At 44.5% G+C, this 14,601-nt stretch carries 12 protein-coding genes; 3 read left to right on the plus strand and 9 right to left on the minus strand.

Going from position 1 to position 14,601, the window contains the following annotated elements; all coding sequences use genetic code 11:
• Positions 1-264 precede the first annotated feature (264 nt).
• Together MKX40_RS30345 and MKX40_RS30350 are read right to left on the minus strand one after the other, a co-directional pair.
• A complete protein-coding gene (locus MKX40_RS30345) occupies positions 265-960 on the minus strand; it encodes an L-ribulose-5-phosphate 4-epimerase (RefSeq protein WP_047840995.1) in 696 nt (231 codons plus the stop codon).
• A 3-nt stretch (positions 961-963) separates the two neighbouring features.
• The gene (locus MKX40_RS30350) at positions 964-2,580 is read right to left on the minus strand and encodes an FGGY-family carbohydrate kinase (RefSeq protein WP_339238830.1); all 1,617 of its coding nucleotides are present in this window, start codon (positions 2,578-2,580) and stop codon (positions 964-966) included.
• 439 nt (positions 2,581-3,019) lie between these two features.
• Between MKX40_RS30350 and MKX40_RS30355 the strand changes: the two genes are divergently transcribed.
• The gene (locus tag MKX40_RS30355) at positions 3,020-4,111 is read left to right on the plus strand and encodes a GntR family transcriptional regulator (protein WP_339243255.1); all 1,092 of its coding nucleotides are present in this window, start codon (positions 3,020-3,022) and stop codon (positions 4,109-4,111) included.
• Positions 4,112-4,281: 170 nt separating this feature from the next.
• Here MKX40_RS30355 and MKX40_RS30360 read toward each other — a convergent pair whose 3' ends face one another.
• Positions 4,282-5,046: a leucine-rich repeat domain-containing protein gene (locus MKX40_RS30360; RefSeq protein ID WP_339238831.1), complete on the minus strand. Its 765-nt coding sequence runs from the start codon at positions 5,044-5,046 to the stop codon at positions 4,282-4,284.
• A 278-nt stretch (positions 5,047-5,324) separates the two neighbouring features.
• On the opposite strand from MKX40_RS30360, the gene MKX40_RS30365 reads away from it, so the two are divergent.
• Complete coding sequence (locus tag MKX40_RS30365) at positions 5,325-6,047, plus strand: YheC/YheD family protein (protein ID WP_339238832.1); 723 nt, start codon at positions 5,325-5,327, stop codon at positions 6,045-6,047.
• Between the two features lie 107 nt (positions 6,048-6,154).
• Here the strand turns inward: MKX40_RS30365 and MKX40_RS30370 are convergent, their stop codons facing one another.
• From MKX40_RS30370 to MKX40_RS30395, 6 genes are all read right to left on the minus strand, one after another.
• On the minus strand, positions 6,155-6,487 hold the full coding sequence (locus tag MKX40_RS30370; RefSeq protein WP_339238833.1) for a hypothetical protein: 333 nt from the start codon (positions 6,485-6,487) through the stop codon (positions 6,155-6,157).
• Between the two features lie 125 nt (positions 6,488-6,612).
• On the minus strand, positions 6,613-7,230 hold the full coding sequence (locus tag MKX40_RS30375) for a hypothetical protein (RefSeq protein WP_339238834.1): 618 nt from the start codon (positions 7,228-7,230) through the stop codon (positions 6,613-6,615).
• 123 nt (positions 7,231-7,353) lie between these two features.
• Complete coding sequence (locus MKX40_RS30380) at positions 7,354-7,899, minus strand: 50S ribosomal protein L25 (protein ID WP_339238835.1); 546 nt, start codon at positions 7,897-7,899, stop codon at positions 7,354-7,356.
• A 1-nt stretch (position 7,900) separates the two neighbouring features.
• Complete coding sequence (locus MKX40_RS30385) at positions 7,901-8,032, minus strand: hypothetical protein (protein ID WP_339238836.1); 132 nt, start codon at positions 8,030-8,032, stop codon at positions 7,901-7,903.
• Positions 8,033-8,255: 223 nt separating this feature from the next.
• Positions 8,256-10,379 (minus strand): 5'-nucleotidase C-terminal domain-containing protein, encoded by a 2,124-nt coding sequence (locus tag MKX40_RS30390; protein ID WP_339238837.1) that lies wholly within the window; start codon positions 10,377-10,379, stop codon positions 8,256-8,258.
• 222 nt (positions 10,380-10,601) lie between these two features.
• Positions 10,602-13,283 carry an Ig-like domain-containing protein gene (locus tag MKX40_RS30395; protein ID WP_339238838.1) on the minus strand — a complete coding sequence of 894 codons (2,682 nt, stop codon included), beginning with the start codon at positions 13,281-13,283 and terminating at the stop codon, positions 10,602-10,604.
• A 529-nt stretch (positions 13,284-13,812) separates the two neighbouring features.
• Between MKX40_RS30395 and MKX40_RS30400 the strand changes: the two genes are divergently transcribed.
• A complete protein-coding gene (locus MKX40_RS30400) occupies positions 13,813-14,439 on the plus strand; it encodes a hypothetical protein (protein ID WP_253442194.1) in 627 nt (208 codons plus the stop codon).
• Positions 14,440-14,601: the final 162 nt, after the last annotated feature.

Genomic DNA, 14,601 nt, shown 5'->3' on the forward strand with positions numbered 1-14,601 from the left:
CATTTCATTATTTTATAGTTGAACATTATGGGTTTACACTTGTCACTCCGATTGCAGTACCATCTTCCGATCGCTGGTTATCCCCGGATTTCTTTGATCAATTTTAATAATGATGATATTCCGGTTATAAACGCGAGCGCTTCGCTTCTACAGATTGGTTCTGCACCCTCCGTTATCGTGTAAAGTTTTATACAACTTCGTTGGCAGTAGTAGCATAAGACCTATTCGATTGAATTAGTGTCATCCGATCGATACATAATCAGATTACTTCTGTCCGTAATACGCGTCTTTGCCGTGTTTGCGCAGATAGTGTTTATCCAGGATGCCTTGTGGCAGTTCCTTCGCGAAGTTGTTCAACTGCCGCGCGTACAGGTTCATTTTGCACACTTCCTCCAGCACGACACTGTTCACCACCGCCGACTTGGCATCTTTCCCCCACGTAAATGGTGCGTGACCATGGAGCAAAACTGCCGGAACCGCCATCACATCAATTCCACGTTGTTCGAACGTTTCAATAATGACGCGTCCTGTCTCCGCTTCGTATCCGCGATCCACCTCGTCCTGGTTCAGGAAACGTGCGCAAGGCACCGCTCCATAGAACGTGTCCGCATGTGTGGTTCCCATTACAGGAACATCAAGTCCGGCTTGCGCCCAGATGGTCGCCCATGTGGAGTGTGTGTGCACGATGCCGCCAATCTCCGAGTAATGCTTATATAGTACGGCATGTGTTGCGGTGTCCGAGGAAGGTCTCATCTCACCCTCCACCACGTTACCGTCCAGATCAACCACAACCATGTCGCTTGCTTTCATCACATCGTAGCTAACGCCACTTGGTTTAATGACGAACAGACCGCTTTCCCGATCGATTGCGCTAACGTTACCCCAAGTGAATTTTACAAGTCCATGCTTGGGCAGTTCCAGATTCGCCTGGAATACCTCTTCTTTCAGTTGTTCTAACATATGTTATTCCCTCCCGTTCTCTACCAGATGATCTACAGCTGATTGTTCAATTGTGAGCCCACTCCGGTAGCGTTCGATAAATGCTTCAAATCCCTTCACATCGGATGCATCCGGCGCCACTTCGACTCCCTCAACATCGTTGAAGACCTTCTGCTCCAGGAACACATCCAGGCTCTCCTCTTGATCCTTGTTAATCATGTACGAAGCCAGAAGTGCCATGCCCCATGCCCCGCCTTCACCAGCGGTAGACATTACCGAGACCGGTACGTTCATCGCAGCAGCTACAATCCGTTGTCCGACGACAGGAGTCTTGAACAGACCACCGTGTGCCAAAATACTATCAATGGCTACATTCTCTTCCTCTGTCAAAATGTCCATACCCAGCTTGAGTGCACCGAATGCACTGAACAGATGTGTCCGCATGAAGTTCGCCAGATTGAAGTTGCTTTCCGGGGAGCGGACGAACAATGGACGGCCTTTCTCAAGTCCCGTAATGTTCTCGCCGGAGTAGTAACCGTAGCTAAGCAAGCCACCACCATCAGGGTCTGCCTCCAAAGCCTTGTTAAACAGCACGCTGAACAACTTGCCGTTATCCACTTCATATCCCATCGCTTGAGAAAACTCACGGAACAGTCCCACCCATGCGTTGATATCACTGGAACAGTTGTTGGCATGCACCATCCCTACTGGGCTACCATCCGGCGTGGTGACCATATCGATCTCCGGATACACTTTGGATAGTTCCTTCTCCAGTACGATCATGGCAAACACCGAGGTGCCAACCGAGATGTTCCCCGTACGTTTCTTCACGCTATTCGTTGCCACCATACCCGTTCCGGCATCGCCCTCTGGCGGGCAGAGCGGAATGCCTGCTTGCAGATCTTGCGAAGGGTCAAGCAACTTGGCTCCCGCTTCTGTCAATGCACCTGCGTTCTCACCAGCGAGATATACCTTCGGAAGCAGGTCCTCGACCTTCCACGGATAACCTTTGCCTGCGATCCGTTCATCGAACTGTTGGATCATGGATGGGTGGTAATTATGTGTAGCCTCGTCAATTGGGAAAATGCCTGAAGCATCGCCGATGCCAATCGCCTTATTGCCTGTCAGCAACCAATGGATGTACCCAGCCAAAGTAGTCAGATGATCGATCTGAGGTACGTGTACCTCTTCGTTTAAGATGGCTTGGTACAAGTGGGCAATGCTCCAGCGTTCAGGAATATTGAATTGCAGAAGTTCCGTCAGCTCCCTAGCAGCTGCTCCCGTCGTTGCGTTACGCCAGGTGCGGAAAGGCACCAGCAGTTCGCCCGCGCTATCCAATGCCACATATCCGTGCATCATGGCCGAGAATCCGATCGAACCGACCGTTCGCAGCGTAATTCCATATTTCTGTTCCACATCTTGCTTCATCTCACGATAAGCCGTTTGCAGACCTGTGATGATATCCTCCTGGTTGTACGTCCAATATCCATCTTTCAGGAGGTTCTCCCATTCATAACTGCCTGACGCGATGGTCTCAAAACGCTCGTCAATCAACACCGCCTTAATCCGCGTTGATCCAAATTCAATTCCGAGCGAAGTAGCGCCATTAGTGATGGCTTCTTTCAAGTCCAATTGACTCATAATCACGTGTATCCCCTCTCCGGTTGTGATTCCACATCCCTAAGGATGCATATATAAGGTGAAGCTTCTACTTATGCAGTAACTAATCATGAGTTTTGTATAAGAGGTTGTTCAAAAATCTGTGTTTTCAAAGAATGCGCTTTCCTTTTCTGACAGCCTTAGTATATTTTTTGTACGTACATTTGTCAATCATATATAATAGTTATACTTACAAAGGACACATATTGTACTCTAACTGACCATTCAAAGGTCTTATACAGCTATAAAATGGCTATGCTGTAAGGTACACCTCTTTGCAAAAAGGCCGGATATGTACGGTTTACTTCGAAAAATATGCTGTTTTATATGCATTCAAACTGAATCATGCTAAAATATGTACGTACAACTATTTGAACAACAAGGTTGATATAGATGAGTAACGATGAAAGAAGTGGACTACGTGAAGCCAAAATACCAGGTCATCATTGATGATATAAAGAGTCATATCCTCTCGGGGGCATATAGCATAGGCGAACAGATTCCAACCGAGCTGGCATTACAGGAAAGCTACAATGTAAGTCGCCAGACGGTGCGGAAGGCCATTTTGGAGTTATCAAACGAAGGATTTTTACGAAGCGAAAAGGGTTCAGGAACCTACGTTAGTAATCAGTATCGATCACGATCAGGCGGCAATACGTCAAAGAAAACGATTGGCGTAATCACAACATACATCTCGGATTACATCTTTCCTTCCATTATCCGCGGTATAGAGAGTCGTCTGAATGAGGACAACTATTCGCTACTGCTCGCCAGCACCAATAATGATGTGGCACAGGAGAAAAAAGCACTCGAAATGATGCTCTCCTACGGTGTGGATGGCCTGATTGTCGAACCGACCAAAAGTAATCTGTATAATCCCAATATTGCATACTACCTGTCATTCAAGGAGCAGGATGTACCGTTTACGATGATTAATGCCTTTTATGAAGAGCTGGAGGTTCCGTTCTTCTGTCTGGATGACGTGCAATCCAGTTATCTCGCCACACGTGAATTGATCGCCAAAGGTCATACCCAGATCGGCATTATTGCGAAAATGGATGATTTGCAGGGTAAGTACAGGATGAAGGGGTATATCAAAGCACTTGGTGAAGCGAAGTTACGGTTCCATCCTGATCAAGTGCTTTCCTTTGATACCGCATCGAAACCGGAGTTATCCTCCAATGTAGCAACGTATCTGGATGAAAACAGAGATTCGCTGACCGCAATCGTCTGTTACAACGATGAAGTAGGTCTTGAAGTTGTGCACGCCTGTAGGCAACTGGGCATCTCGATCCCGGATGAGTTATCCATCATTGGACAGGACAATTCGTATATCGCCAAGAACGCCAACATCCGGCTCACCACACTAACTCATCCGCAAGAGCAGATGGGCCGTGATGCTGCCGACTGGGTAATCAAGAATCTGCAAGGCAAAAAGGATCTGCCAACGAACACCTACTATCAGCCGGTGCTGGTTGAGGGGGAGACGGTGAAGGAGATCGAAGTGGAGTAATATTGGTGGGCAAATGGAAAAGCGAGAAAGTTGTTACCGAGCGTTCCTATCCAACATACCGAAAGAAGGCCGTCAGAATGATCTGCGGCCTTCTTTGTTTTTGTTCCATATAATGAGGGATTAACCTTTTCCGATATAAATAATTTAATCTGCTTTAGCCGAGACAGAACTTACTGCGCCTGATCCGTATCATCGCTTACCAAACTTACAACGACGCCTTTCTTCTCCAGTTGCTCTACTACCTGCTCAGCACGATCATTTAACGGATTGTTCGCCAGATACACCTCTGTCAGATGCGGGATGGTATCGAGCACTGCAATATCCTTAATGAGGTTATCTTCTACATATAGATACTCCAAGGTCGGATGATTTTTTAAAGGTGTCAGATCCTGAATTTTATTATCATTCATAATGACCCATTCCAGCTTTAATTTCTGAAGAGGACTCAGATCGGTCACCTGATTACCACTGGCAAGTAGACTTCTCAGTTTAGGCATATTTTTTAATGGAGCCAGGCTTTTGATTTTGTTATCATCCATAACCAGATTTTGCAGATTGGTCAGACCTGATAGTGGCGAGATATCTGTAATCTGATTTCCTTCAACAGCTAAGAACGTTAATTTCTTTAACTTGTTGAGAGGTTTGATATTTTTTATATTTTGGCCAGGCAAGAATAGATCTGTCATATTAACGGCATGTTCAAGACCTTGCAGGTTAGAAATCTTGCTTTTCGTTTCCATAGCATATATGGATTTTAATTTCTTCAAATCGCCAGCCTTTATTTCCTTCTTAGCCGATAGCTTCAAATCTGCTCGAATAACTTTGGCCAGGACTGGGTCCTTAATAAGCGACGACGAAGCCAGCGCACTCGTTGTTGGTAATAGCACAAAAACCATACATAAAACGATCAACCTTTTGATGAATTGATTATGCATATAGAATCTCCCTACATTATTTAATACTAGAAATATACCATGATCTGGAATGAAATACATGGATACTGCCTTTATCCCGGGCAGGATTCCAACACCTAGGATCTCAAGTACGTGTAAGAACGATCTGATCCCCGGAACGGGTTATTTTTACGTTGAATCTTCATGAAAGTTGTAAAGTATGCACTGAGTTTCCGCTCCAATTTAGACGAATGACAGCTTATATGGATGATTTATATACATTAGAATAAGTATAGACCCTTAAAAAGGCAGTGATTTCGATGTTATTTCAACGAGACAAATGGTTGCAGTATCGCACACTCCACAGTGTGCCCTTACTCGCCGAGCGGTTACCCGAGACACAGCTTCTTGAGAAGGAATCGTTAACACATATGTTGCAACACTACCCAGGCTTGGTCCTGAAACCTTGCAATGGAAGCTATGGAAGGGATATCGTGTTCATTGAACGTCAGCGTTCCAATACCTATCGAATTCAGAATGAGAATCATACCATTACCCTGTTGAATACAGATCAGCTGCTCGAATGGCTCGACAAATCCTATAAAGATCACACCTACATTGTCCAGCAACGCCTGCAATTGGCTCGAATTCGCAACAAACCGTTTGATCTTCGGATCATGGTTCAACGCAAAAGGGAAGCGCCATCGAAGTGGAAAGTAACTGGCGCTTATGCCAAGGTCGCATCGCGAGGATATCTAGTCACGAATGTGACCAGCCGTACCTTGCCTGCGCTTAAGGCACTGCAACTTGCAGGTGTCGGAGGCCGGACTTTGCTGGTCCAGGCAGAACGAACTGCACTCCTCGCTGCCAAACAATTGGCAGAACACAACCCTGATCTTAGACAAGTCGGCTTTGACATTGGAATCGATCAGAAAGCTCGGATTTGGATTATTGAAGGGAATTATCAACCCGACTTGCGCCCTTTTCGGCGCTTGAAAGATTCCTCCATGTATCGCCGCATATTATGGTATCAGAAGCATTGATTTGCCACTTCATGATAAGGAAACGACTCGCCCTTAGTAGACTGGGCGAGTCGTTGCTTTGGGTTGAATGGGAGCTACTGCTCAGATTACGTTCATATCCTGAATTCTTATTTCCGGCAACCTCGTCTCGGTGTACTTACTACACGTGTAACCTGGAAACGGTTTGGTCCTACCTGTATGATGGCAAACTGGCTGTAAGACGTGCCCGAGGACGTATATGGTTCAGCTTCGATGTTGCCACTCGGTGTTCTAACCGTTGCCGTAATTCTTGTCACCAAGCACACCCCACGTGAAGAAGCCTGCCAAGTCTCATCACGCTGTACAACATAGTTGTCATCGCTGCAAAAGAGAGATGCATACTCTACTTTTCCTGAAGCATTAAATGATGTGGAATTGTATATTCGAACCAGGGGATAACTCCGTACTCTTCTATTTCCCATTCTCAAAACCTCCTTTAATTTGATAGTTTAGTAAATGCAATAGATTGAGATTTGGTCAGGGATAGAAGTGGACAAGGTTGAAAAAGTGTGTTTGTCCGATGGTTAAGAGGGGAATTTTCGCTTGACTATTTGCCCTGGATCACAAGTCCATATTTATTAAAAATCCAGGATTGGCTCAATTCTTGCATTGCATCATGGCTTATACGCACAGAGGGCTTCTGTTCCTTCATCGCATCTGTGTCCTGTGCCGAGAAGCGAAGCGGCTTTGTTATTTTTTGGATAGAGTCCCTAATCTCATCGAAAAACGCATAGGTCAGCTGCATATGATCCCGGATATCCTCATATATATAGTATTTTCCTTTTTCGTCTTCCAAATTAACCTGAACGCCTTTCGGAAATGAAAGCATGATGTACGGCAGTTCATCCTCTGCCCATTGTGCGTGATATGGGAAAGAAACACCTTCATTTCTCACAAAAAATCCTGAACTTTCCTGATCGGACGCAACAGAAATGGAATATATAAAGAAGGGACGAACATCATTTCTCTGTTCTCCTGCCACATAATACTGATAGAACGTCTGATACGCCTCATACACCTGACTATAATCATGCTCTGTCCGGGCAGCATTGGTATGACGGAATTGCACCTGTCTCTGCTCGAAAATCTGTAATAGACCTTTCAACTCTTCAGGAGTGATGAAAAACTTCAGTTTATAGAATCCACCATTCTTTAATTTGTCCATTTCTTTTCGCTCACCGTCCTATATATGTATCTTATTTCCATTATAGTGATGCACAAATTAGCCGTACAGATTATTATCCGTACGGCTAATTTCGAGTTGTTCGGCTCTGCGAATTTGGGATTTTTAAGGTTTAACTACAGAGAGAAGAGACTCATTTCCCTCAGAGATCACCGTCACATCTGGTGCAAACGTTGCATCACTGACATGTAGTGTTTCTCCAAGCTCCATCGTGCTAATGTCAAATTCAATCGACGTTGGCAAGTGTCTCGGCAATGCCTCCACTTCAATAGAAGCTAATTGAACTTGCACAACTCCGCCCTGTTTTGTGCCAATCGGTGTGCCGTTGAACTTGACAGGAATTTTAGTGCGCATGATCTCATGGGTCTGCACCTGTTGAAAATCCACATGAATCAAATCTCGTGTAACCGAGTCACGTTGGAGGTCTTCCAATAATACGGTCACTGAGTCTTTACCTTCAAACTGCAACTCAATAAAACCAGTTGCCCCTTGCTTCAACCATTTTTGAAAATCTATTGTTGGAATATGAACCATCTCATTCTCCGTATTTCTGCCAAAAACAATGCCTGGCAAACGCCCGGATTTACGTAGGTCCCTAAGTCGGGAAGAATTTAATGGAATGCGTTTTTCCGCTTGAAAAGTAGTAGTCATGCTATGTTCGCTCCTCTTTAATAAATGATATTTTTACATTTTTCATACACATCCAACCATCCCCTGTTGGGGCTAAAGAGAGAAACATAGCATCACCACCTCCAAATACCATCCATTTGATTTTAAAATACATTTAATGTAAGCTCCCATGATATACATGAAGGCACTCTACTCGGAAGAGTAGAATGCCTTTGGGATGCCTCAACCCTATCATAGAAACACTTTTTTGTCGATCAACCTGAAGTATATGATAGAGTATCGTCTACCTCATCCAGACGCCATAGGGAAAAAGGAAAAGGGGCTCTTCCTTTACCAGGAAGAACCCCTTTGATTATAAGGTTTAAATAAGTTCTACATTATGAAGCTTTAGCTGCAACTGTTTTCTCAATTAATGCTTTGGCATCATTAGTAGTAAGGCCTTGTTTTGGTTGAAGTGATTTTTGATCTGTTCCACCAAGAATACCTTTATTAATCAGTTTTACCATAGGTTTCATTGCATAGGCAGACACGGATTTACCATCTTCGAAACTAGCAATAATCGTGGCAGTCTCTTTATCGGTCGCTTGACCTTTTACCAATTTAGCAAGAATTGTAGCAGCTTCCTCGCGTGTGATATCCCGATCAGGATAGAAGTTTCCACCGTAGCCCTGGATGAATCCAGCATGCGTAGCTTCAGCAATCGCATCTGCATAGGTCGCATCAACCGCTACATCCTTGAATGCAGGTGCTGTAGTTACTTCATTTAATTTCAACATATCCACCAACGCACTTACAAATTCAGCACGAGAAATGACTTCTGTAGTCGCAGGCGTTTCTGTTGGCTCAGTAGATGCAGCCACGTTAGTGATACGTCCTTCATTCTTAGCTTCAATGTTACCGCCTTTAAATGTTTTGACAATGTAATCGTAGAATACATCCAGATCGATCGGACCTGCCAAGGATGATTTGGCATCCATCAGCACTTTATAGTTGTCTCCGCCTGCAGCCATGAAGTTGTTAACGACAGCCGTATATGTTTTTGCAGGATCAATGGCTGTGCCGTCTTCCAGACTAAGACCCGTAATGCGCTCTGCAACAGGCTTGTTGAAATCTGCAGCGTATTTCAAACCCGAGATTTGTAGTGTCTTGGTGTTTGGTGTGCCGTCAGCATTGGTACCCCATTGCTGTTGCAACAAGGTTTTAACCTGTTCGCCAGTCAGCTCCAGTTTCACTAATGTATTACCGAATGGTTGAATTTTCGCAAGATCAGCAAAGGTTACATCGCCTTTTGGCAGATCGGCACGAATACCACCTGGATTCATAAATGCGAAGTCAGCAGCGCTTGCTTTATCCCCAAAGTCAGCAGCACGCATTGCATCTGCAATCAGGTTGCCCAGAGGCGCTTCATTATTGTAGGCATCTGTACGCAAAACAGAACCATCTGTTGTGCCCACTGGCTTCGTCAGTTCAGGGTGCTTGTCCAATGATTTCTTGATAATTGCCAATGTTTCAGGGTCTTCTTTTACACCCTCTTGGAGAGTCGTTGTAACCGTAGCTGATTTTTCAGTTACATCCCCCGTTGCAGGATCAATCATAAGCTTGATATCTTCAAAAGCCGTACCATAAGAATACGCTTGAACAATCAGCTTTCCGTTCACTTCACCGTTAGCCAAAGCATGATTGTCACCTGCAACGATTACGTCAACAGGGGAATCTGCTGGTAAAGCTTTTGCCAGATCAGCTGCTTCTCCAGTCGTTACGCCTTCTTTGGTGGTTGCTGGATCATGTGCCAACACGATGATCGTTTCTACACCTTGATCTTGCAATTCTTTTGCATATTTATTAACGGCTTCAACTTCTTCTTCCGGACTTAAGAAACGCACACCAGCTGTACCCGATGGGGATACTTTGCCAGGTGTTGATTTGGTCACTAGTCCGATGAATCCAATTTTGACTCCGCCTACTTCTTTGATTACATAAGGCTTGATCAGTGTTTTTCCGGTAGCGGTTTCAATGACGTTTGCATTAACGTAATCAAATTTTGCACCAGCATGTGTTACCTTACCTTCTTTTGGATCCAGGCCACCAAAGATCTGTGCCTTCAAAGCAGCAACACCTTGGTCAAATTCATGATTCCCCAGAGACCCTACATCAAATCCCATCATATTCATCCATTCCATGGTAGGCTCGTCGCGATCCATAGATGAGACCGGAGCCGATGCACCAACAGAATCTCCATTATGGAAGAGTAGGGAGTTTTCATATTTGGCTTGAGCTTCTTTCAGGTAGGTTGCTAGAATTGGAGCCGATCCTGCCTTTTTATCACCAACGATCGATGTGGTATCTAACTGACCGTGAAAATCATTGATTCCAATCAAGTGTACTTCTACATCATTGCCTGCGGCAGAGACTGAACCTGCTGCCCCCAGTAGTTGTGTGAGTAATAGTGCAGTAGTAGCGATACGAATTGTGCTTTTGCCCAGAACGTTTTTCCAAGACATGAATTACATAACCCCTCTCCAATTATCGATCCTGAGATATTTTACCATAGTTCAATTCAGAAAAGTCATAGAAAATATCAAATGGTTGTAAAAATATTTGGGAGAATGATAGAGAAGAGGTGTGTTTACTACTGGCTAAACATAAAGGCACCCCGCAGGGTGCCCTTATTACCTTCATATAACGGCTCATAAAATATAGAGATCGAGATATTGCTCGGTTAACTATAATTCTTTATGCTCTAACATGTTCATTAATAGAACAACGGCCTCTGCTCTAGTGGTTGGTGATTTAGGTATGAAATTATTGTTTCCCATTCCTTCGACAAGGCCACGTTCCTTCAGCGCGGCCACAGAGGTTTTTGCCCACACAGGAATAGATTTATCATCTGAAAAAAATGTTGCAGCATTGCCTGTAGTAGGTACCTTAAGCGCATTCGCAACCATCATGGCCATCTCGACACGTGTGATATTGGCATTCGGCCGGAACGTGTCGTCGGGATAACCGCTAAGAATGCCCTCCTGCACTGCTTGCGAGACTGCCCATTTGGCCCAAGATCCGATTTCCGTTGTATCTGAGAATACCAGTTCTGCCCCAGCTTTTTGTGAATTCAACGCGTTCATCAGCATGACTGAGAACTCAGCACGTGTAACGTTCTTCCCCGGACTAAACGTTCCATCGGGATATCCGGTGATTATACCGCTGCTTAACGCTTGTTGAATTCTTGCTTCAGCCCAATGTCCCGAGATGTCGCTAAAGTCCAATCCCGTCGCCGGTTCAACTGGAGTATTCAAGATGGGCTTTCCACTAGTTTGATCAACAACAAGGACAGCATACTTCGTGAAGTGATTGACCTCGACTGTGATTTGATTCCCTTGAATAATACCTCCATCTACTTTCTCCCATGTCTTGTTCACTTCATCAAAATAAAAAACAGCTGCCGAATGATGACGCTCAAGACCTGTTGAATCAAATGTAAACGTCAGTTTTATCGGTATGAGGAAGTTCTCCGTAAAATTCTTCATAAGTTCAAATACCGGGCTGGCCAGAATTTCTTTATGTGTTAGCAAAGGTTCCGTATTGGAAACTTTATCAATGGATAAAGTCAGCTCACGAGATGATGCCCCTGCTGGAATTGAGATTTCAATCTCTTTGCCCAGGCTAACCAACCCTGACTTACCAATCGGAACGGTTATTTTACCTGTTGTTGATTTGACTATATTGTCTATCGGGGCGACTGGTGCAGAAGGACTGCTCGGACTTGTTGTTTGTACCGGCTGTACAGTAAAAACAGAGTACGGATTCGACTCCGTTATTCCCTGTCCTGCGTTACCTGCACCATTGGACACTCCCGTATTTTGAAGGGTGATGACATTGACCGATTTGTTCACATTCGCATGCGGGGTTAACGTTGCTGTCCACGTCACTCCCCCATCGGTTGAACGGACAGTAGTCAGTGTACCGCTTGCAATCGTCAGATCTGTGTTATCAAAACCTGACACTGCCTCAGAGAATGTGATTGTTACCAAGGATGTTTTGCCAAGAGTCAGCGTTCCATCAGCTACAACAATCGTTGCCGTTGGTCGGGAGGTATAGACTGCGTAATTATTCGAAGTAGTCGTTCCTGTGCCTGCGTTGCCTGCCATATCGCTAATGCCCGAATTATCAAGCGTAATGACATTGGTTCCATCATCAATTCCTACAGTTGGTATCAATGTCGCAGTCCATGTAATCCCCTCATCAGATGTATGCACAGTACTCAGCGTACCATTTGCAACGGTCAGGTCCTCATTAGTAAATCCTGTAATTGCTTCCGAAAATGTAAAGGTGACCTCTGATGTCTTGTCGGCAGTCAGAATCATATCGGCGACGTTAATGGTTGCTGTCGGTCTGACCGTATCAATGGCGAAGGTATTGGAATCCGTTGTACCTGTACCTGATATGCCGCCCTGATTCACTACACCCGTATTATGGAGTGTAATCTTGTTCGTTCCCGCAGTGATGCCGGCGGTAGGAGTAAATTTTGCTGTATACGTAATATTGTCATTCGTAGCCAGATTGGTAATAGTTCCATTCGTCACCACAAGGTCGGCTAGCGTAAAACCGGTCACTGCTTCAGAGAAGGTGAAGGTCACATCAGACATCTTGCCAATATTCAACGTTGTCTCGGCTACGACAATCGTTGCCGTTGGCCGGGCGGTATAGATCTCATAATTATTCGAAGGCGTTGTCCCCGTACCCGTATTGCCCGCAATATCACGAATACCGGTATTATCAAGCGTGATAATGTTGGTCGCATCGGTGATACCAATATCTGGCGTTAATGTCGCGGTCCATGTTATACCTCCATCGGAGGAACTAAGGCCTCTCACCGTACCATTCTCTACTAATAGGTCGGCAACGTTAAAGCCGGTCACTGTTTCGGAAAATGCGATGGTGATCAGTGATGTCTTCCCAGCGGTTAGAGCCGTATCGGCTACAACAATGGTTGCTGTCGGTCTTAATGTATCAATAGTATAATTACTCGAAGTGGACGTGCCCACACCTACAATACCGTCTAGATTCATCACACCTTCGTTGTTCAGGGTTATGACGTTGGTCGCATCTGTAATATCTGGTTTAGGTGTGAGAGTTGCCGTCCACGTATAACCTCCATCCGAAGAGACCGGTGCAGTCAGTGTGCCGCTTTCCGGAACCGTTAAGTCTCCATTGTCCAACCCTTGTACCGGTTCTGAGAACGTAAAGAATACCTTTGCGGTGCTGCCAATTCCCAGCAGCGCATATTCCATCGAAATTGTTGATGTTGGAGCCGCAGCATACACCTTATCTGATGCTTTGAGACACAACAATCCTGCCATTAGGGATACCACCAGAACAATAATTCCAATCTTCTTCCTTAAATACATATGCTCCTCCTCTTAACGCTCTCTGGACTACTCAATAAAATCAATTCCCTCTTAAATACTTCAAATTTAATCTAATCAATTCGACACATACGTTCGAATTCCTATACCCACAAATAAAAATATATCATTTCCCAAGCAGATGTCTTCCTCTATTGAATAGATAGATTTTCATAGAAAATAATGTATTTTATCTTTTTAGTTGCTATAATGGAATAAAAAGTAATATATTTGAAGCAATCACCTACATAGTCAGCTGAATAACAAGTTTCCATTGAGCTCTCAACCCCTCCACTCCAGGCAACACATCCATTTACATATAGTGCATTCAAGCCACTAATTTTGTCTATTAAAGGAGGTGAACCGGAGAGCGCTGTATATCTGATTTCCCTTTAATTATCATTGGGGGATGTGTTGATTGCTCTTTCACCACTCCTAACCGAACACTGCGTCGCCATATGCATGATCTGTAAGAGTTTATGGTATTACGTATGAAGTCTCAACCATTCTAAGGAATATAGGAGTGTGTCCAATGAATCATTTATTTTTCCCCAAATCTTTTCGAGTTTTTTTGGCTTGCTTGTTGATTCTTGCATTTGCCGTACCAGCGACCGCTTCTGCCGGCTATCTTGGAGATAAGCTCACGATCGGCCAAAGTATGGCTAAGGGAGACTATCTCACTTCGCAGGATGGCAGATTTTCAGCCATTTGGCAGAATGACGGGAATTTTGTCATCTATCAGAATGGTTCTTCTCTTTGGAGTAGCGGTACCAGTAACAGTGGGGCTCTTTCGTTCAAGTTTGAACCACAATACGGAAAACCTGTCATGTATAAATATGGCATGAAATATCAAGATGTGTACCAATATGGTTATCGTTATGGTTTCAACCCGGCTACAGGTAAATACGAATATTACACTGGTTGGGGATGGGATAAAGTTTTGGTGATTGATACTTCTGTACAGGTAGCTGCTTGGTCTCCCAACACCACCTCATGGATTCCAGGTCATCATGGGGGCAGCTTACCATCTAACACAACAGGTGACACACTAGTCATGCAAAGTGATGGTAATCTAGTTCTCTATAACACAACTCTGACCAATGACTATTATCCAAATAGTTGGATTCCTGTCTGGGCTTCGAATACGGGCGGTCGCTAAAAGGTAAATGGATGGGCACGGAATAACTATAGTACAATGAGCCGCATACTTTGCGGCTCTTTTCTGGTATCTAACGTTTTCCGATCCACTCACCAACTTGTATGCACCTCACCGGATAGTAAAAAAATCTGAGGAATCTATTCGATTCCTCAGATTAGCTCA

The organism is Paenibacillus sp. FSL R5-0517 (assembly GCF_037974355.1).
GTDB lineage: Bacteria > Bacillota > Bacilli > Paenibacillales > Paenibacillaceae > Paenibacillus.